Below are 18,729 nucleotides of genomic sequence, written 5' to 3' on the forward strand. Positions count from 1 at the left end.
ATTCGATTTACATGTACCAAAGGTTAGAAAAATAAAGATATAGTTGCGCTTATGCAGTAAAAAATAACACCTTAAACCAGTGCCTGATTTAAGGTGTTATTGACCTAGAAAATCTACATGTCATGATGAGGATTATGCTTTTGCCGTGAATGATTTTTTTGTTTTACTTTATGCGATCCTTCTAACGGTTCTCCGTAAGGCTGCTTTGGACTCTTGGGCAAATTTGGCTGCTCCTGCTGTTTTGGACCTTTTGGTTTTCCACCCATTTTCAATTCCTCCTTTACATGTACATGGATAGTTTTTGAAGAGGAATTGCAATTTATACAATTTAGCCTTTTTACAACAAGCTAATTTACACTTTAGGAAGCAATATTTTTCCCATGCCTCCGTCCGTGAAATTTCAGTCCCTTCACATATGGTAAGAAGAAACTGATGAGTACGCCTGATATAAGTGCGTTAACCAGTGTTCCAATTCCAATCGCACCATTAAAGAAGAATGCTAATATAACGAGACCCACGCTTATTAATACCCGTGAATACGTAACTTTCCAGCCGGTCAGATTTGAAACAATCAACATGGAACGATCCATTGGATTTGGAGCAATGTCAGATTGCAAATAGAACGCAACTCCCAATCCAATTAAAATAATGCCAATTCCTAAAGTAATTGACTGGCCGATCCATGTAACTGGAACAATCCAATCTCCCAATAAAAATAACCAGGTGTCAATCCCAATACCTGTGGCAAGTGATGTTACGATGGCAAAATACTCCGGTCTTTTTTTCTCCGCTATTGCATTACAAAGTACCATTGATAAGCCGACTACGATTTCCCAGCTTCCAATTGTTAATCCGAATGTCCTGTGTAATCCTACAAGAAGTGCATCAAACGGCGATGCTCCTAATGCTGATTGGATTGTAAGTGCTATTCCAAGTGTTAAAATAATAATGCCCATTAGGTAAAAATGAACTCCAGAACGGATTAACCGCATGATAATCACTCCTTTATTAAAAATTAACCGACAAGATATGAGAAGTGACAGTCCCAATCCCAGACTCAAAGTGTAACATATTCTATCCGCTTTTTTCAGCTGAATTATTTTGCTTGTAAGGCTTGATAGCAACTTATTTCAGGACGAAATGCCAAAAAGGAAGCCAGCTTCAAACTTGGCTTTTCTGTTTACATATATCAAATTTTAATAAAAAATGAATTTACGATTTAGTCTGTATTGGTAGTTCTGAATATAATGTATAATTTCTTCTTTTTGACAAAAAAATATGTGCATGATACATTTATTTTGTTAGAAATGTTAAATTTTTTCTTAATAAACTTAACAAAATATATAAGGAGGGGCTACTTTGACCATTAAAAAACAATTTATTGATGGGAAATGGGTACATTCCAACTCAAATAAAGTTAGAAATATTATTAATCCATTTAATCAAGAAGTTATTGCACAAGTAACAGAGAGTGATGAAACAGATGCAAAAGCTGCTATCACTGCTGCAAGAAAAGCTTTTGATCAAGGTGTTTGGTCGTCGACACCAGCAACTGAACGCGGACAAATCGTATACAAGATTGCCGATTTTATTGCACGTGACAGAGAGGAATTAGCAGAACTGGAGTCACTTGATACTGGTAAAACAATGGAAGAAAGCCGCGGTGATATGGATGATATTGCTGGTGTATTCCGCTATTATGCCGAGGCCGCTGATAAAGATGGAGGAGAAATTATTGACTCCCCTATTCCAAATTCAGTGAGTAAAGTAGTCCGGGAACCTGTTGGTGTATGCGGACAAATTACACCATGGAATTATCCACTATTACAGGCATCTTGGAAACTCGCTCCAGCATTGGCAGCAGGCAATACACTGATCATGAAGCCTAGTGAGATTACACCACTTACTTCCATAAAAGTGTTTGAATTAATAGAAGAAGCTGGCGTCCCTAGCGGTGTAGCAAACTTGGTACTTGGAGCTGGAAACACGGTAGGTGCTGAGTTATCGGCCAACACTGACGTTGATTTGATTTCGTTTACAGGCGGAATTGAAACCGGGAAAAAAATAATGCAAGCGGCAAGCGTAAACGTGAAAAAGATCGCGCTTGAGCTTGGCGGTAAAAACCCAAATGTCGTTTTTGCCGATGCTGATTTTGAAACAGCTGTCGATCAGGCAATGAATGCCGTATTTTTCCATGCAGGTCAAATTTGCTCAGCAGGAACACGATTGATTATTGAAGAAAGCATTCACGATGAATTCGTTAGTGCCCTAGTTGATCGCGTAAAAAACATTACACTAGGCAATGGCTTTGACGAAACAACACAAATGGGACCACTCATTTCAGAAGAACATTTAAATAAAGTAATTAATTATGTAGAAAAAGGAAAAAAAGAAGGCGCAACTATTGCAGTTGGCGGCGAACGCCCTGAAGATCCTAAGCTGCAGGACGGTTTCTTCTATCTGCCAACGGTTATAACTGACTGTACAACAGATATGAGTGTCGTACAAGAAGAAGGATTCGGTCCTGTCATCACAGTGGAAAAATTCACTACAGAAAAAGAAGCTATTAACCTGGCAAATGATTCTATTTACGGGCTTGCCGGTGGTGTTTGGACAAAAGACATCGCTAAGGCTGAACGCGCTGTTGCTAAAATGCGCATGGGAACAGTTTGGATTAACGAATTCAACTTATACTTCCCACACGCACCATGGGGTGGATTTAAACAATCCGGAATTGGCCGCGAGCTAGGCAAACCAGGCCTTGATGAATATCAGGAAACCAAGCACATTTTCCACAACTTAAAACCGGAGTCTATGAACTGGTTCTAAGGTTATACTAGAACGTCTATCTAAAGAAGTAATAACAGATCCACAAACTGTCAGTAATCTAGGTGACCTATCGATTTACAAACGTTGCTTCGGACAAGTAGAAAAAACAGTATAATATTGATGAGAATGCAACTTGGCGTGACGCCAAGTTGCATTTTTGATTGTGCGGTGAGCTGTTAAGCGAGCGATAAGTGTGAATTACGGCGAATTAGTTGTGAACTTCGAGCAACCTATTTGTGAACTACAGCGAATTAGTTGTGAACTTCGGCGCTTTTCTTGTGAACTTCGGGATTTAGTAGTTTTTCAGCGTCTAACCTGTACTTTCTCCCACTTTTTTCACCAATTTGATCAAAATGCTCCTGTTGTAATATTCGTTTAACTGAGTACTCAGACCCAACCTGTAAAAACTCTCGTGCCTGACGATTATTTATATAATCACCCACTAACAATGCAAAATCTGCCAACACTGACCGGTGGGCATTCCGTGACGTGCAGCCACAATCAGTACACCGCCATTTCCCACCCCTCCAGAGCATAGGAACTGCACCACATTTCGGGCAAAAAACACCTTTCACAAAATCTTTAGGCGTAACATCGAATTTTTTCATACCATTGTATTCCTCAGGTTCATGTTCCTCTAATAACTTAAACGTAATTTCTATCAACTGATCTTCGGAAAAGCTAGGAGTCTGGTACATTTCGGAAAACTCCTCAATTCTAGGAAGTACTTTTTCTTTATGCATCACAATTTCATTAATGGTCTTATTATTGGTAATATTTTTCAGAAAGGTATCGTCGCGGCTGTAAACTACAATTTTTTCAATGGGTATCGGAGGTAAGTCATATTTGCGGAGGTAGTCAAGAAATCTCCTATGCTGTAAATTGACCTGATCTACAGGATTAGTGAAAACTTCTATCTCATCGTTATTATTGCGATATGCTTGACCCATTCCATCGAAGTGCATATTATCATATATATTTTTCACTTCAACAATGAGAAAAAATTTAAGGGATAGAAGAAGGATATCTATTTGGAAGTGACCTTGCTTGTCGGGGATTCTAAGGTAATGAAAGATGATAAACTCGTCTTCTGGCAAAAAGCTTAGAAAAAATTCCATTGATTTTTCGCCGTTATATCCTGTGCGGAGATTCCTAGCCTTTTTGTTTATTGTTTCTTTTTGGATATGATCTACTGGTGTCCTTGTATCTAATGCTTCTGCTTGAAGGATATGTTTGGGGACTTCAAAGGGTTTTACAAACAATGAGACACTGCCTTTCTTATTTAGTTTTTAATTGCAATGTTCTATATTCGACTTTATTCGTGAAAAGTCCTTCTTTTTTAATAAATATATATGAACTTCGGCGTTTTAATTGTGAACTTCGAGCAACCTACTTGTGAACTTCGGCACTTTTCCTGTGAACTTCAGCGGAAACTATGTGAACTTCGGGATTTAGCACTTTTATCACTAATTCTACTCTGTCACTCCCAATAATCCGAGTCAGTCATGCGCAATTCTTCTACGATATCCTCGAGGTCGCTTGGGGTGATTACAAAAATCGGGTATTCTTCTCCGCTCTGACTTGCTTCTTCATGAAAAAACCGATTGCTGCCCGGATATTCATCATCTAATAGGATGAGGCATGCATCACTTTTGTCCACCAGCCATTTATTCTTCGCTTTGAATTGAAATGCGCCTTTATAGTCCCCTTTATATAGGGGCTGATAAAAGTCGGCAGTCATTGTTAACTCTTGATAGACTTGCTGGATTGGCTCTGGCCAGCGACTTTCCTGATTCTCAAAAGGGGGAATGATTGCGAGTTTAATATTATACCGTTCTTTTAAATCGAGAACCACTTCACCAGCCCATAATTCGACTCCCATTTGACCAGAAATAATTACCCACTCAAGCCCTTCTTCAATAAAGCCAATTAGTCGCTTTTCGATTGCTGCTTTAACAAAAGAAACACGCTGGTCATCCGGCTTAAATATATTCAATTCCATCGGTTTGTATCCTGTAACTGCTAATACCTTCATTGGTGTCTGTCACTCCCAGCCTATAAACTTACCTATTTTATAATAACATTTTTCCGTGAAATTTCTCACAGTTTATAAAAGCGACATGTATTATCATAAATCTGACTATACGCACTCTCGACCGAAACATTCCTCAGCTCAGAAATTTTTTCGATACTCTTATGGATCATTCCAGGGTGTGTCATTTTCCCTTTAAAAACTCCGTCAAATGGCCATGGACCATCTGTTTCCACCATCACACGGGATAACGGATAGGCGCTGACTAAATCCTGAATTTCCTTTTCATATACTACATCAGGTGTCACCGATAAAGAGTATCCATTTTTCGCCATACGCTCTATCGTCTTTGAATCTCCCTTGAACCAATGAAAATGCGCATCAGTTACAGAATACTTTTCCAGTAAATCGCACACAATTGGAGCACCTTCATATATTGCGTGGAGAATTATCGGTTTGTCGAGTGCTGCAGCTTTTCGGATAAATATTTCCAGTAGTTCAACATAGGCGTCTATTGATACTCCTTTATTATCTTGCCGCAAGTAATAAGGCAATCCAACCTCCCCAATAGCAATCATTTCTTGCTGATTTTGCTCAATAAACGATAGAAGTTCAGCAGTCTCGTAATCAGCAGGCAGCGACTGTTCCGGATGAAAGCCAAATGCTGACTTAATACGGCTGTCTTCATGAGCCAAACGCAGAGTTTCCTTGGACGACTTCAAATGGTTCGACACACAAATTAGTGTGTCCACCTTAGCCAACTCCAGCCCACTTAGAACTCGCTGCCGCTCTTTCTGGCTATACATATCCAAGTGAATATGCGAATCGATTATTCTATCAGACATCTTCACTCAACTCCTGATAGATTGCTTTTTTCCAGTCTAAAAATTCCTCTGTCAACAGAATATCTTCATAACGCGGCCTCTCAAACGGAATTGTAAACTCTTTTTTGACAGTTGATGGTTTTTGGGACAGGACAATAACCCGATCGGACAGAAAAATTGCTTCATCAATATTATGTGTGACAAACAGGATTGACCGTTTATTTTCCTGCCAAATGGACATGAGCCATTTCTGCATTTCCAGGCGGGTAAATTCATCCAGTGCGGAAAAGGGCTCATCCAGACAAATAAGTGGCTGCGGACTTAGCAAGCTTCGCACGAACGCAACACGTTGTTTCATTCCGCCTGACAGTTCATGTGGATACGCATTTTCATACCCTTGCAACCCAGCACGCTCAATTAATGCAAGCGCCCTTTTTTCATCATATTTACCGACGATCTCGCCACCAAGCAGGACATTTTTCAGTACTGTGCGCCAAGGCATGAGTGACGGAGACTGCGGTGTATAGCTGATTGACCCCTTTTGACCATTTATCTGTTTATCCTCCAGGTAAATTTCCCCTGAATTAGGCAAACGAATTCCGCCAATCAAATGAAATAATGTACTTTTCCCGCTCCCGGATGGGCCTAAAATGGAAACAAACTCTCCGTCATTAACGGTGAAATCAACACCCTGCAAAATATGATGGTCTCCGTATGATTTTGTTATATCTTTCACAGCTAGATTGCCCATATCAATTTCCTTCTCCTTTTGGCTTCCATCTGATTAGGCTTTTTTCGACCAAAATAATAATTGCAAAAAATAATAAACTAAGAACCATTACAAGAAAAATAGATACGAAAACACGATCGGTCCTGAATGAAGACGATGCTAATGTCATATAAACGCCGATCCCGTTACTCGCACCGAGCCATTCCGATATAACGGCTCCCATGACACTATACGTTGCGGAGATTTTCAGCCCGGCAAATACGTATGGCAACGCATTTGGCCATTCCAGTTTCCAGAATATCTGTTTCTTATTTGCTCCAGCCATTTGCATATAATGTTTCAAATCATGGTCCGTTTGTCTGAATCCATCCAAGGCTGACACCGCGATAGGAAAAAAGCAGACTAGTGTAATCACAATAATCTTAGGTAGCATGCCAAAGCCAAACCATATAACGAGCAGTGGTGCCAGAACAATTATTGGTATATTTTGCGAAATAATGATTAATGGATACAACGCTTCTCGAAGCTGTGGTATAAGATGCAGACTAATCGCAATCAGAATGCCCACACTGCTGCCAATTAAAAATCCAATAATCGTTAATTGAACGGTTGAGAAGATGTGATGCTGATAAGATGCCCAGCCTTCAACACCTGTTTGTAAAATTTGCGAAGGCGCCGGCAACAGCCATCCAGGTATCTTGAATAAATTACTTGCGCCCTCCCATATAATGAATAAAAGGAGGAGAACCGCAACAGGTTTCCACCCTTTTTTCATAAACTTTTTCATCAACGATACTTCTCCGTCAATTGATCCATTGATGCCCCACTCGGATTATAAAGGATTTTCACTTGCGATATAATGCTGGAACTTCCAAGCTCAACCATTCTTTCGTTCATTTTTTCAATAACTGCTAATAGCTCGTTTAGCTTCCCTTCCATTGTAGTTTCCAGTGGATGGACCTCATATTTCACTCCAGCTTTCTCGATCACCTCTATTGCAGCGTCAACATATGGAATGACATCTTCCCCATTGTTTGTTTTTGGGATAATTTGTATACTTACTAATGAATTATTCATATTCCCACTCCTATTCTGGTAAAAATTCGTTGGTAAATGCATCTTCAGCTTTCAATTCTTCTTCTAGAAGTCCATTATCATACATCCAGCTGGAATAATTCTTCCATACCTCTTGCTTTTGAACTCCCCACTTGTCTGCGTCATCCTGATATTTTGGTGATAACCATTCCTGACTTTTCTTAACAAGTTCCGGGTCAAGATCTGGAACAGCAGCGCTGAGGATTTCTGCTGCTTCACCTGGATTATCGATTGCAAACTTATACCCTTTTGAAACCGCTGCTAAAAATTTCTCAGCTTTTTCCGGATTGTCTGCAATCATTTTTTCATTCGTTGTAAGGACAGGTGTATAATAATCAAGCTTTTTGGAGTAATCGGTTAAATAAATCATATTTAATTCCTCCCCGCGCATTTCTGCTTCGACTCCAGTCCAGCCATAGTAAATCCACGCAAAATCAATATCCCGCTTCACTGCTGTGAAGAAATCTGTATTGCCCATATTGACAATATCGACTTTCTCAACATCGGCATTTTCCTGCTTCATAAGTGAAGATAGAACTGCTTTTTCAACCGGTGCTCCCCATCCGCCATATGTTTTTCCTTCAAAATCTGCTGGTGATGTAATTTGTTTGTCTTTTGGTGAAGCGAATCCGGATGTATTATGCTGGATAACCGCTGCAATCGATACGATTGGAATATCCTGAATACGTGCCTCTGTAACAGCTTCCTGTGCACTGACTCCGAAGTCAGCCTTGCCTGATGCTACAAGCTGATCAGAACCAGCCTCACCCGGCATCATAATTTCTACATCCAACCCTTCATCGTCAAAATATCCTTTTTCCTGGGCAACATAAAGACCTGTATGATTCGTATTGGGGGTCCAATCGAGCACTACTTTTGTTTGTTCTGTCTCCTGCCTTTTTTCGTCAGTTCCCCCTGCATCGTTATTACATGCTGTTAGTAAAACGGCTATTAATACTACGAACAACCATTTTTTCATTTCTCATCTCCCTTTCTCTTTTTGTTCACTTCTGGAAGTATGATTGGTGTTGGAAACGAAAGGAATCTCTTATAAGACCAAAAAAAATAACGCCAGGTTAGTCCCTGAGCGCATTACGAACAATATTACTATTGTTTTACTTTGTTCCCTACGCTGGTCTCAACCAAATCAGGTTCCAAGGGTCAGCATCTAACGGATACAATCTCAACCAGCATACACTGGTCCCCCTACAACTTATTATTCAATTAAACTATCAAATTCACTATGCCACAGCTTACTGTATTTTTCAAGTTTTATCTTTTCTTCGACTGTGATGAAATATTAATCGTGACCTTCTTTTTCTGTTTAGGTGTTAGCTTATCCTCTTTTTTCAAAAGGTCACGTATCTCTTTGAGCAACTCAGTTTTTTCATCAGGCTTTGATTCTTTTTCCGGATCCTTCTCACCTCTGAACTTTGCTATGATGCGAATGAAAATGAAGATGGACACCGCGATAACGATAAAATCAAAAACCGACTGGATGAACTCGCCATACAATACATCTGCTTTTCTTACCGTATATTTTAAATTTGTGAAATCAACACCGCTTACTAAGATCCCTGCTAGTGGCATCATGATATTTTCTACAAGTGACGTTACTATTTTTCCAAAGGCTGTTCCGATAATAACAGCAACAGCTAAGTCCAGGACGTTTCCTTTTAATGCGAATGTTTTAAAATCTGACCACAAAAGTACGCACCCCTATTATCAGGCTTGTACTAATTTTATGTATGAGTACAGATGTTTAGCACTTTAATCAGTTATAACTAAGTACATTCATAGTCATCTATCTTGGTCGGGACTTTTTATTCACACACGCTGAATTTTTTAATAATTCCCAAGATTACATATTGAGTAAATTCTACTATTATGGTATGTTACTTATAATAAAGGAATTACTTTTTCTTTATTAAAAGAAAAAGTAATTCCTTCACTTTAACAGATGACAAACTACACGGGGAATTTACATGGAAAATCTGTACAAAAAAATTAAGGAACATCAAGCGAACTTTTCAAAAAGCTTTAAAAAAATAGCATCTTATATTTATAGTGATCCATCTATTTTCGCAATGAATTCTGCTCAGGAAGCTGGCAGAAAAATTGGTGTTAGTGAAACTACTATCATCCGTTTTGCACGCACGTTGGGATATGATGGCTATAAATCTTTACAGCAGACATACCAGCAGCGTTTTTTTGAAAAAAGCAGTCTGTCTGATTTCAGAAACAGAAAGGTATCCAGTCATTCAGAAGATAATACTGTTAAAAACCTAATGTTCAATGATATACGTACAATTCAGACTGTAATCGAGCAAATGTCGGAAACGGATTTAGACCAAACCGTTACGAAGCTGTTATCTGCTGAGAATATCTATATTGCAGGTGTCCGATCATCCTACGCTTTAGCAAGCTGGTTTGCATATGCCTTAAATATTGTGGTTGGCAATGTACGACAGCATTCACCTGATGACGATATTTTGGTACAACTAAGTGAATTACATGAAAATAGTGTATTTGTTGCTTTTTCATTCCATAGGTATGGGATTAACACGATAAGACTGGCTGAATTGGCCAAAAAACAAGGGGCGACAATTATTGCTTTTACCGATAACCCTTATTCGCCCATTACCGAGTATTCCGATATAACATTGGCAATTCGATTAGAGGAACTATCGACACTTGATTTGGTACCTGCCGTGTTTTCACTGATGAATAGTATTGTTGCAGCAATCACAATACGGGCGCCGAAGTTGTTTCAGCAACGCGCAGAACGATTTGATGGAATAGAAGCAAGTAAATTTTTTGCAAATTAATTTAAAGGAGTATATCCATGAAGCCAACAATAGAAACAATAAGACCACAGCTTCAAAAAATTTTCTCCCACCTGCATGAACATCCGGAAATTAGCTGGAAAGAGTATGACACTACTTCTTACATCAAACAGCTTTTTAAAAATTATGATTGCAGTATTACAACACTGGATGATTCACCCGGTCTAGTTATCGAAATTGGCCAAGGATCACCAGTCGTTGCTATGCGAGCTGATATAGATGCTTTATGGCAAGAGGTGAACGGTGAATTTCAGGCAAATCATTCGTGCGGACATGATGCTCATATGACAATTGCAATTGGCTCATTGTTAACGCTTCTTGAAGATGGCTATCCTGAAAAAGGAACATTCCGATTTATTTTTCAGCCTGCAGAAGAAAAAGGGACAGGCGCATTATCCTTAGTTGATAAAGGAATTGTTGATGATGTTGACTATTTATATGGAATGCATTTACGACCAATAGAGGAATTAGAACATGATCAATTTGCTCCAGCTATTCGCCATGGGGCAGCCTGTTTTATTGATGGAGTAATTCAAGGTGATGATGCCCACGGTGCCAGGCCACATTTGAATACCAATGCTATTCATGTTGGTTCCGAGCTTGTCCAGCATCTGCAAAATATTGATATAAACCCAATGATTCCCCATTCTGTTAAGCTGACAGCATTTCAGGCTGGTGGTGAAAGTAAAAATATTATCCCGGGTAACGCAACATTTTCAGTGGATTTACGTGCGCAAACGAACGAGGTTATGGACGAATTGATGATCAATGTTGAGAGAATTACAGCTATGCTTGCCGACTATCATGACATTTCCATCGACTTGAAGATTGGCGCCAATATTGCTGCATCCGTTATTAATCAGGAAGCTACTTCAATTATGGAGGACGCTATAAAAGATAGCGTTGGAATCGATAAACTGCAACCGATGATTACAACGACTGGCGGGGATGATTTTCATTTTTATACAATAAAAAAACCACACTTAAAAGCTACGATGCTTGCAATAGGTTGTGATTTACAGCCAGGTCTCCACCATCCAGATATGACATTTAATCATGCAATAATTCCTGAAGCGGTTGAGATTTTAACCAATGCCTTAGTCAAAACTGCTGAAAGGAGCAACCAAGATGACCAATAATGTTAAAATTCGCAAGCTGACAAGTATGAATGACTTACGAAAGATGCAGGAAGTGGAAGAAGCAGTTTGGCAAATGCCTCCAAATCCCGTACATCAGACATATACTGCTTTAAATCATGGCGGCGTTATTCTCGGTGCTTTTGATGGACAAGCGATGGTCGGATTTTTATACAGCTTTGCAGGATTTGATGGCAGTCACTCCTATTTATGTTCCCATATGCTTGGGATATTGCCAGATTATCGCAAGGGTGGTCTTGGTGAACGAATGAAGCTGAAACAGGCTGAATTTGCTCGAGAAATAGGCTATTCCATGATTACATGGACGTTTGACCCACTTGAAAGTTTGAATGCATATTTAAATTTGCATAAACTTGGAGCAACTGGGGCTTTTTACAAAAAAGATCACTATGGTTCCATGGACGATGAATTAAACGAAGGCCTACCTACAGATCGAATCCAAATCGAATGGAACCTTAATACGAGTACACCAGCCCCAAAAGTTACATTTGATGAAAATAAACTAATGATTGATGTAACTGAGAATGGGGTACCGAAATCTAATCTGGATAGATTTAACCCAATTGATGATGGCTGGTTTGTTGCCGTACCTGATAATTTCCAATCTGTGAAGAAAAAGGATATTAATCTTGCAAAAGAATGGCGGCTAAAAACAAGAGAAGCATTCCAGCTATTATTTGATAATGGTTTTACAGCGAAGAATTTTATACGTAATCATTCAAAAAAGCACAGTTACTATTACTTCACCAAAACCAACTACTTTACTGGAGGAAACTAACATGACAATTCCTATTAAGCAGTTAAAACTTCGGCGACTTAAAATGATGTTAAACAACCCTTTTACGACAAGCTTTGGAACGATACAGGAAAAAGAATTCTTTGTCACGGAAGCTATTGATGGAGAAGGAAACCGTGGTTTTGGTGAATCTGTTGCTTTTACAAGCCCATGGTATAACGAAGAAACAGTTCAAACAACCCAGCATATCATCAAAGACTTTTTAATAAAGCTAATAAAAGAAAACAAAATCAGTCATCCTGATGATCTGTTGAAAGTTTTCAAACCAATCAAAGGGAATAACATGGCAAAATCTGCACTTGAAGGCGCAATTTGGGACCTTTACGCAAAACGCCAAAACACTTCTCTGGCCGAGGCACTCGGTGGTACAAAAAAAGAAATTGACGTTGGCATCAGCATTGGAATAAAGCAAAGTGCAGATGATCTTTTACAAACAGTTGATCACTATGTGAAAGAAGGATATAAACGCATCAAAATTAAAATCAAACCTGGCTGGGATTATGATATTCTTCATAAAGTTAAGTCACATTTCCCAAATATACCGATCATGGCGGATGCTAATTCAGCTTATACACTGAAAGATATAAATCATCTGCAAAAGTTAGATGAACTGGATTTGCTGATGATTGAACAGCCATTAGCACACGATGACATCGTTGACCATTCCAAGCTTCAGGCCGCAATGAATACCCCTATTTGCTTGGATGAAAGCATTCATTCACTTGCAGACACAGAAAAAGCAATTCAACTGCAAAGCTGTAAAATTATTAACATTAAAATCGGCAGAGTCGGTGGACTTTCGGAAGCGAAACGCATTCATGATGTGTGTAAACAAAATGGAATTGACGTTTGGTGTGGCGGGATGCTCGAAGCTGGAATTGGCCGAGCACATAATATCGCACTAACCACCCTGCCACAATTCGTTTTGCCAGGTGATACAGCCGCTTCAGCACTATATTGGAAAAAAGACATCATAAAGCCTGAGGTTACAGTAGAAAATGGTGTCATTTCAGTACCGGATCTACCAGGTATCGGCTATGAAATCGATGAGCAAGCATTAGAGAAATTCACTGTCGAAGAAGAAGTATTCCATTTGTGATTTCCTGTTTGATAAATATATATTTGGAGGGGTTTTAGATGAAGAATTTGTTTGAAGGGGCATTTGGAAGGTACCTGCTGCCAGCAATCATTATTCAATCCGTGTTAATTGGCGGTGGCTTCGCAACAGGGAGGGAAATTGTTCAGTACGGCGCTAAATTCGGAGCGCTCGGATGGCTTGGTGGAATTGGTATTTTAATTGGTTTTATCGTAATGGCTGTCCTGATGTTCGAATTTGCACGTAAATACAAAGCATTTGAATACCGCAAATTATTAAAAGAACTTATCGGTCCTTTTTGGTTCCTATTCGACATCGTCTACTTGTTGCTTGCAATATTAATCATTGCCATTATGGCTTCAGCGACCGGTGAAATTCTAAAAAGTACACTTGGGCTAAATTACTGGATTGGTGTCAGTCTGATTACAGTTATTGTTGGTGTGTTGAACTTCTACGGGAAAGGACTTATTGAACGCTTTAAAACATTCGGTACATTAGCATTAATGATTGGCTATCTGATTTTTGCTGCTCTTGTTATTGGAACTACATGGGATGACGCCATGGCAGTATTGTCATCAGGAGATACGAGCTATATGCCTGGAGAAGTATCAATATTTGCCGTTTTATGGACCGGCATATTGTATGTTGGGTATAACCTGGCTGTATTTCCAGCAGCATTATTTACCATTGAACGCCAGAAATCACGAAAGGAATCTGTCATCTCCGGTATTATAGCCGGTGTGCTTATGACTTTCCCGTGGTTCTTAACATACTTCAGTCTTATGGGCTTCTATCCTTCAGAAGAGGTATTCGGAGCTTCTGTACCATGGCTTGTCATGCTGCAAGATTTCCCTGCAATTGTTATTGTGATATTCGGTATCGTTGTAGGCTGGACACTAATCGAAACATCTTCCGGAATGATTCATGCGTTCGTTGACCGTATGGAGGCACAAATGGAAGAGCATGCCAACAAGTCTCTAACTTCCACACAAAGAGGTGCGATCGCAGTTGGTACACTAATCTTAGCTATGATTCTCTCACAAGTAGGAATCATTGACTTAATTTCAACAGGTTACACAGCAATGGCATATGCAATGATTGCAGTATTCGCCATCCCACTATTAACAATAGGGGTATACAAGATATTCTTTAAAAAAGATGAAGAGGTTGCAGTTGAAGAAGCAGACAGCAGCAATGGATAGAAATTTTAAGACCCCCGCATGGTTTCGGACCATGCGGGGGTTTTTCTGATTAGGCTGGGGGAGGCGGATATCAACCAGAAAACTGTTAGCGTACATAAAGTAGACAGTTTTATCAACCCGCTGGGGTAGATATCAACCAGATTGCAGTTTATCAACTTCTGGGGCAGTTATCAACCGAAAAAGACCTCCCAGTCGAAACTGGAAGGCATCCTTCATCACGCTATTTTGTAAATTCTTCAGTTAAGTTAGTCACGATTTGTTTTTTACGTGACACTACGCCTTTAAGTAATGCACGGTTATTATCATCCAATGATACATTAAACGCTTTTTCAACATTACCTTTTCCTTCACCTAATGCAAGTACTTCCGAATCGTTGTTTAAGATATCTGTTACAACAAACAGAAATAGATCAAGGTTTTTATCCTTAATAATCTGGGCGATTTCTGTTTCCAAATCTGTTTGAAATTGATAGATTTTCGTTGTATCCACTGCGTTTACTTGAGCAATTTCAACCTTTGCGTCACCCATGGAAAATTCCTTGGCATCCATCGTGATAAGATCAAGAACTGACTTGTCACTCAAATCAGCACCAGCTTGAAGCATTTCAAAACCGTATGTTTCCAGGTTTACGCCTGCGATTTCAGCTAATTCATAAGCCGCTTCAACATCTACTTTTGTACATGTTGGTGATTTTAATAATAATGAATCAGAAATGATTGCTGAAAGTAAAAGTCCAGCGATATCTTTCGTTACAGCTACACCATTTTCTTTGTACATTTTATTCAAAATCGTTGCAGTGCAGCCAACCGGCTCAGCACGGAAATATAACGGTTCTTTCGTTTCAAAGTTCGAAATACGATGATGATCAATAACTTCGGAAATGTGTACATCAGTAATATTTTCCACACTTTGCTGAAATTCATTATGATCAACTAAAATAACATCTTTTACATCCTCGTCTACTTTTTCAATAAACTGAGGTGCATCAACTGAAAAATAATCGAGAGCAAATTGTGTTTCTTTGCTGACAGAACCAAGTCTTGCGGGTTCTGCATCAAACCCAAGCTTATTTTTCAAATCTGCATATGCTAATGCAGAGCAAATTGTATCAGTATCCGGATTTTTATGACCAAAAATTAATGTCTTGTCCATGTTCATTTCTCCTTTAAAACTTTGTAATCTTTACTAACCCAACTATTAGATTACCATAATTAATTAGTTTATGGACACTAATTTGCAGTTTTCAATGTTTCAGTAACTTTCCAAATAGTATCATACCCATTGTAGTTGTTCAACGCAATATCCAAGTCATGAAACATACGATGCAAGTTTCTCACATGTTCTGTTGCCTGTTCATTAATTGCTTTTTTGGCCAATTTCTGTATTCGCTCTATGTCAGCCCTTAGCGCATCATCCTTTACATCTGGAAGTTTCTCATCCAGTTTACCTAGTATTTTATTGGCCTGATCCTTTTGCTTTTCCCAATCAAGTGAAGCAATACTCCCATATCCTGTTGTCTCATTATAGAAATCATGCGTTTTAGCTACAAACTTGCCAATATCCGCATGATCCTTCCCAACAGTTTCCTGAACTTCCTCCACCTTTTCCAGTGTTTCCTCCGATACAGGCTCTTCATTACCCTCTGCATTTTCTTCACCGGTGAAAATTGATTTGATATCTAGGTTTAGCATATTAGAGAAGAATAAAAAAGAACCAACAATAGTAATTAAAATAACACTTAAAAAAGTCCAGCCGAACCAACCCATCTTTGAACTATGGTTTCCTTTAGCCAAAAAAGACACTCCTCACTATCTTTATGTTAAGATCGAGTTTAACAAATTGCCTATACATATTCTTGCATTCCGTTTAATTTAAGTTATTATACCACTCTATAATGGTGTATTTTATTTCAGCATCGTGAACTTCCTCAACACCAAATCCATCAACATTAACTACTTTTACGTAATAGCCAGCACTACTTTTGAATTTCACGAGACAGTAGCCTTCTTTTGGTGATGGGACAATTTCTGAAATAGCTTCATCACTATATTTTTCATTAATCTTTTCCTTATCTGATTCCTTTAAAGACCAAGAAACGGGTGCAGTTTTTTCTTCTAAAGTCTTTATGTTATGGAATGCTTCTTTTTGTAATGAAGGTGTTTTTTCATTAATCGTATGGAGTAATTTAATTATTTCGGAAAATCCAAGGAATAGCATACCACTTATAAAACCGCCAATTGTCCACATAAATACAACTGACCAATTCATAACGCCATAATAATCAGCATTTCCCAAAATCAGTCCCACTATTAAACCAATTAACATTTGGGCAATTCCAATAATAAATAAAATTTTTGCTACAATGTTCTCGTTCATATGTATTCTGACTCCTCTCTTCCTATTAATTCTTTTATTAACAATCATTTTCCTTTATTTTTTCAGCAATTATTCCTATAGTATATGAAGATGATATGAAAGGATTTTTCTATGAAGCAGTTTATTGTAATAGGCGCAGGTATACTAGGTGCATCTACAGCATACCAGCTTTCCAAGTCTGGCGCTAAGGTTGTGATTGTTGATCGAAAGGATACAGGTCAGGCAACTGACGCTGCTGCAGGCATAGTTGCCCCGTGGCTTTCGAAACGCCGGAATAAAGCTTGGTATAAGCTTGCAAAAGGCGGTGCTCGTATTTACCATAACTTGATTCAGGAACTAGCTGAAGATGGCGAGACGAATACAGGTTATGCACGCGTAGGCGCGATAAATCTCCATACTGACGAAGAGAAACTAATTGCTATGAAGGAACACGCCTATAAGCGGCGTGAAGATGCTCCTGAAATCGGTGAAATTACACTTCTTAACTCGAAACAAACAAAAGAAATGTTCCCACTGGTGTCTGATGAATATACAGCACTCCATGTAAGTGGAGCTGCACGAGTAGATGGACGTGCATTGCGAAATGCGCTTTTAAGAGGCGCTGAAAAGCATGGGGCGAAGATAATTAACGGTGAAGCACGATTACTCTATGAAGGAACACAAATTACAGGTGTTTCTGTTAACGGCGATAATATAGAGGGTGATCAAGTAATAGCAGCTACTGGTGCATGGACGAGCCATCTGCTTGAACCTCTAGGTATGCGCTTTGATATTAGACCCCAGAGAGCGCAAATCGTACATTTAAAGGTTCCTGGAATATCACCAGCTAATTGGCCTGTTGTAAAACCTCCGTTTAACCAATATATGCTAACATTTGAGGACCGGGTTATTGTTGGATCAACCCATGAGAATAACGTAGGCTTTGATAACCGCGTGACTGCAGGTGGAATTCAACATATACTTTCCAACGCAATTAAAATAGCGCCAGAACTGGAAAATGCCAGTATACTGGAGACACGTGTCGGTTTTCGGCCAATGACACCGGAATCTGTTCCAGTGATTGGCAGTCTGCCCGGATACGATGGTTTATTGCTGGCAAACGGGCTCGGTTCCTCGGGACTTACGATAGGTCCATATGTAGGAAAACAGCTGGCAGATATGGCATTAGAAAAAGAACTGGATATCGATTTAGCCAACTATGATATGACAAGGCTAGTGAAGAAATCTTGACTTTCCCAAGGCTATGAATGAGCACTTATGCCATTTTTTAACCATTAATAAAGGCTGTCCCCTAAAACTTCGGGACAGCCTTTATTATTATATCTATTTAACTATCAAAACGGGACATTCTGCACGTTTCGCAACTTTGTGACTGACACTTCCTAGAATTAGAGTCTGCAAGTTATTTAGACCTCTGCTTCCAATAACAACGCAATCAAATTCATTTTCATTTGCGTGCGATACGATTGTCGGCCCTGCTTCGCCATGTAAGATTTGAGTTTCGAAATCTACGCCTGAAGCCTCCAGTAAGTTCTTTACAGCCCTAATCTTCTCTTTTCGCTTTTTTTCAACTTCAAATTTATTTACATGATGCAAAACATCGGATTTGGACGTTTGGCCATCAACAGCATATACGATTTCAATTTTGCCATCAAATTTTTCGGCAAGCTCAATAGCATACTTTGCTGATCGTGCTGAGTGTCCTGAGCCATCAGTCGCCAACATTATTTTTTTAAACACAAGCC

The 18,729-nt window shown here is 39.1% G+C and carries 21 protein-coding genes and 1 riboswitch; of the genes, 7 read left to right on the forward strand and 14 right to left on the reverse strand.

From position 1 onward, the window contains the following. Positions 1 to 113: 113 nt before the first annotated feature. The gene (locus ACE1TG_RS15960) at positions 114 to 266 is read right to left on the reverse strand and encodes a small acid-soluble spore protein P (protein WP_092493287.1); all 153 of its coding nucleotides are present in this window, start codon (positions 264 to 266) and stop codon (positions 114 to 116) included. Between the two features lie 93 nt (positions 267 to 359). Further along, positions 360 to 992 (reverse strand): YczE/YyaS/YitT family protein, encoded by a 633-nt coding sequence (locus tag ACE1TG_RS15965; protein WP_375053415.1) that lies wholly within the window; start codon positions 990 to 992, stop codon positions 360 to 362. A 367-nt stretch (positions 993 to 1,359) separates the two neighbouring features. On the opposite strand from ACE1TG_RS15965, the gene betB reads away from it, so the two are divergent. Beyond that, a complete protein-coding gene (betB, locus tag ACE1TG_RS15970; RefSeq protein ID WP_375053416.1) occupies positions 1,360 to 2,829 on the forward strand; it encodes a betaine-aldehyde dehydrogenase in 1,470 nt (489 codons plus the stop codon). A gap of 251 nt (positions 2,830 to 3,080) precedes the next feature. Here betB and ACE1TG_RS15975 read toward each other — a convergent pair whose 3' ends face one another. From ACE1TG_RS15975 to mscL, 8 genes are all read right to left on the reverse strand, one after another. Beyond that, positions 3,081 to 4,091 (reverse strand): NERD domain-containing protein, encoded by a 1,011-nt coding sequence (locus ACE1TG_RS15975; protein WP_375053417.1) that lies wholly within the window; start codon positions 4,089 to 4,091, stop codon positions 3,081 to 3,083. Between the two features lie 218 nt (positions 4,092 to 4,309). Continuing rightward, on the reverse strand, positions 4,310 to 4,864 hold the full coding sequence (locus ACE1TG_RS15980) for an SLOG family protein (RefSeq protein WP_375053418.1): 555 nt from the start codon (positions 4,862 to 4,864) through the stop codon (positions 4,310 to 4,312). A 65-nt stretch (positions 4,865 to 4,929) separates the two neighbouring features. Beyond that, entirely contained in the window at positions 4,930 to 5,706 is a 777-nt protein-coding gene (locus ACE1TG_RS15985; protein WP_375053419.1) for a TatD family hydrolase, read from the reverse strand. After that, the gene (locus ACE1TG_RS15990; RefSeq protein ID WP_375053420.1) at positions 5,699 to 6,436 is read right to left on the reverse strand and encodes an ABC transporter ATP-binding protein; all 738 of its coding nucleotides are present in this window, start codon (positions 6,434 to 6,436) and stop codon (positions 5,699 to 5,701) included. The genes ACE1TG_RS15985 and ACE1TG_RS15990 overlap by 8 nt, the downstream gene beginning before the upstream one ends. A gap of 1 nt (position 6,437) precedes the next feature. Continuing rightward, a complete protein-coding gene (locus tag ACE1TG_RS15995; protein WP_375053421.1) occupies positions 6,438 to 7,202 on the reverse strand; it encodes an ABC transporter permease in 765 nt (254 codons plus the stop codon). Next, entirely contained in the window at positions 7,202 to 7,492 is a 291-nt protein-coding gene (locus ACE1TG_RS16000; protein ID WP_375053422.1) for a thiamine-binding protein, read from the reverse strand. Before ACE1TG_RS16000 ends, ACE1TG_RS15995 begins: the two co-directional genes overlap by 1 nt. A gap of 10 nt (positions 7,493 to 7,502) precedes the next feature. Then, positions 7,503 to 8,489, reverse strand: a complete 987-nt coding sequence (locus ACE1TG_RS16005) for an ABC transporter substrate-binding protein (RefSeq protein ID WP_375053423.1) — start codon at positions 8,487 to 8,489, stop codon at positions 7,503 to 7,505. Positions 8,490 to 8,617: 128 nt separating this feature from the next. Further along, positions 8,618 to 8,728, reverse strand: a riboswitch (TPP riboswitch). 54 nt (positions 8,729 to 8,782) lie between these two features. Further along, positions 8,783 to 9,217: a large-conductance mechanosensitive channel protein MscL gene (gene mscL / locus ACE1TG_RS16010; protein ID WP_375053424.1), complete on the reverse strand. Its 435-nt coding sequence runs from the start codon at positions 9,215 to 9,217 to the stop codon at positions 8,783 to 8,785. A 278-nt stretch (positions 9,218 to 9,495) separates the two neighbouring features. Here mscL and ACE1TG_RS16015 point away from each other — a divergent pair, with 278 nt between their 5' ends. From ACE1TG_RS16015 to ACE1TG_RS16035, 5 genes are read left to right on the forward strand one after another with little or no spacing between them, the layout of a single operon-like run. Beyond that, positions 9,496 to 10,338 (forward strand): MurR/RpiR family transcriptional regulator, encoded by an 843-nt coding sequence (locus ACE1TG_RS16015; RefSeq protein WP_375053425.1) that lies wholly within the window; start codon positions 9,496 to 9,498, stop codon positions 10,336 to 10,338. Positions 10,339 to 10,355: 17 nt separating this feature from the next. Continuing rightward, positions 10,356 to 11,495 (forward strand): M20 peptidase aminoacylase family protein, encoded by a 1,140-nt coding sequence (locus ACE1TG_RS16020; RefSeq protein ID WP_375053426.1) that lies wholly within the window; start codon positions 10,356 to 10,358, stop codon positions 11,493 to 11,495. Further along, positions 11,485 to 12,291 carry a GNAT family N-acetyltransferase gene (locus ACE1TG_RS16025; RefSeq protein WP_375053427.1) on the forward strand — a complete coding sequence of 269 codons (807 nt, stop codon included), beginning with the start codon at positions 11,485 to 11,487 and terminating at the stop codon, positions 12,289 to 12,291. The genes ACE1TG_RS16020 and ACE1TG_RS16025 overlap by 11 nt, the downstream gene beginning before the upstream one ends. 1 nt (position 12,292) lies before the next feature. After that, positions 12,293 to 13,408: an o-succinylbenzoate synthase gene (gene menC, locus ACE1TG_RS16030; protein WP_375053428.1), complete on the forward strand. Its 1,116-nt coding sequence runs from the start codon at positions 12,293 to 12,295 to the stop codon at positions 13,406 to 13,408. Between the two features lie 38 nt (positions 13,409 to 13,446). Next, entirely contained in the window at positions 13,447 to 14,607 is a 1,161-nt protein-coding gene (locus ACE1TG_RS16035) for a YkvI family membrane protein (RefSeq protein ID WP_375053429.1), read from the forward strand. Between the two features lie 220 nt (positions 14,608 to 14,827). Here the strand turns inward: ACE1TG_RS16035 and ACE1TG_RS16040 are convergent, their stop codons facing one another. The 3 genes from ACE1TG_RS16040 to ACE1TG_RS16050 form a co-directional block, all read right to left on the reverse strand. Continuing rightward, the gene (locus ACE1TG_RS16040) at positions 14,828 to 15,760 is read right to left on the reverse strand and encodes a manganese-dependent inorganic pyrophosphatase (protein ID WP_375053430.1); all 933 of its coding nucleotides are present in this window, start codon (positions 15,758 to 15,760) and stop codon (positions 14,828 to 14,830) included. A 77-nt stretch (positions 15,761 to 15,837) separates the two neighbouring features. Beyond that, a complete protein-coding gene (locus tag ACE1TG_RS16045) occupies positions 15,838 to 16,401 on the reverse strand; it encodes a hypothetical protein (protein ID WP_375053431.1) in 564 nt (187 codons plus the stop codon). A gap of 73 nt (positions 16,402 to 16,474) precedes the next feature. Continuing rightward, entirely contained in the window at positions 16,475 to 17,032 is a 558-nt protein-coding gene (locus tag ACE1TG_RS16050; protein WP_375053432.1) for a hypothetical protein, read from the reverse strand. A 63-nt stretch (positions 17,033 to 17,095) separates the two neighbouring features. Between ACE1TG_RS16050 and ACE1TG_RS16055 the strand changes: the two genes are divergently transcribed. Continuing rightward, positions 17,096 to 18,214 (forward strand): NAD(P)/FAD-dependent oxidoreductase, encoded by a 1,119-nt coding sequence (locus tag ACE1TG_RS16055; RefSeq protein ID WP_375053433.1) that lies wholly within the window; start codon positions 17,096 to 17,098, stop codon positions 18,212 to 18,214. Between the two features lie 93 nt (positions 18,215 to 18,307). On the opposite strand, the gene ACE1TG_RS16060 is transcribed toward ACE1TG_RS16055, so the two are convergent. Then, on the reverse strand, positions 18,308 to 18,724 hold the full coding sequence (locus tag ACE1TG_RS16060; protein ID WP_375053434.1) for a universal stress protein: 417 nt from the start codon (positions 18,722 to 18,724) through the stop codon (positions 18,308 to 18,310). Between the last annotated feature and the right edge of the window lie 5 nt (positions 18,725 to 18,729).

The organism is Virgibacillus sp. JSM 102003, from assembly GCF_041949995.1.
Classification (GTDB): domain Bacteria; phylum Bacillota; class Bacilli; order Bacillales; family Amphibacillaceae; genus Lentibacillus.

What these genes read in the sequence shown, in the direction of transcription:
- ACE1TG_RS15960 (WP_092493287.1), bottom strand. Translation starts at nt 266, where the DNA reads ATGGGTGGAAAACCAAAAGGTCCAAAACAGCAGGAGCAGCCAAATTTG.
- ACE1TG_RS15965 (WP_375053415.1), bottom strand. Translation starts at nt 992, where the DNA reads ATGCGGTTAATCCGTTCTGGAGTTCATTTTTACCTAATGGGCATTATT.
- ACE1TG_RS15980 (WP_375053418.1), bottom strand. Translation starts at nt 4,864, where the DNA reads ATGAAGGTATTAGCAGTTACAGGATACAAACCGATGGAATTGAATATA.
- ACE1TG_RS15985 (WP_375053419.1), bottom strand. Translation starts at nt 5,706, where the DNA reads ATGTCTGATAGAATAATCGATTCGCATATTCACTTGGATATGTATAGC.
- ACE1TG_RS15990 (WP_375053420.1), bottom strand. Translation starts at nt 6,436, where the DNA reads ATGGGCAATCTAGCTGTGAAAGATATAACAAAATCATACGGAGACCAT.
- ACE1TG_RS15995 (WP_375053421.1), bottom strand. Translation starts at nt 7,202, where the DNA reads ATGAAAAAGTTTATGAAAAAAGGGTGGAAACCTGTTGCGGTTCTCCTC.
- ACE1TG_RS16000 (WP_375053422.1), bottom strand. Translation starts at nt 7,492, where the DNA reads ATGAATAATTCATTAGTAAGTATACAAATTATCCCAAAAACAAACAAT.
- ACE1TG_RS16005 (WP_375053423.1), bottom strand. Translation starts at nt 8,489, where the DNA reads ATGAAAAAATGGTTGTTCGTAGTATTAATAGCCGTTTTACTAACAGCA.
- ACE1TG_RS16015 (WP_375053425.1), top strand. Translation starts at nt 9,496, where the DNA reads ATGGAAAATCTGTACAAAAAAATTAAGGAACATCAAGCGAACTTTTCA.
- ACE1TG_RS16020 (WP_375053426.1), top strand. Translation starts at nt 10,356, where the DNA reads ATGAAGCCAACAATAGAAACAATAAGACCACAGCTTCAAAAAATTTTC.
- ACE1TG_RS16025 (WP_375053427.1), top strand. Translation starts at nt 11,485, where the DNA reads ATGACCAATAATGTTAAAATTCGCAAGCTGACAAGTATGAATGACTTA.
- menC (WP_375053428.1), top strand. Translation starts at nt 12,293, where the DNA reads ATGACAATTCCTATTAAGCAGTTAAAACTTCGGCGACTTAAAATGATG.
- ACE1TG_RS16035 (WP_375053429.1), top strand. Translation starts at nt 13,447, where the DNA reads ATGAAGAATTTGTTTGAAGGGGCATTTGGAAGGTACCTGCTGCCAGCA.
- ACE1TG_RS16040 (WP_375053430.1), bottom strand. Translation starts at nt 15,760, where the DNA reads ATGGACAAGACATTAATTTTTGGTCATAAAAATCCGGATACTGATACA.
- ACE1TG_RS16050 (WP_375053432.1), bottom strand. Translation starts at nt 17,032, where the DNA reads ATGATTGTTAATAAAAGAATTAATAGGAAGAGAGGAGTCAGAATACAT.
- ACE1TG_RS16055 (WP_375053433.1), top strand. Translation starts at nt 17,096, where the DNA reads ATGAAGCAGTTTATTGTAATAGGCGCAGGTATACTAGGTGCATCTACA.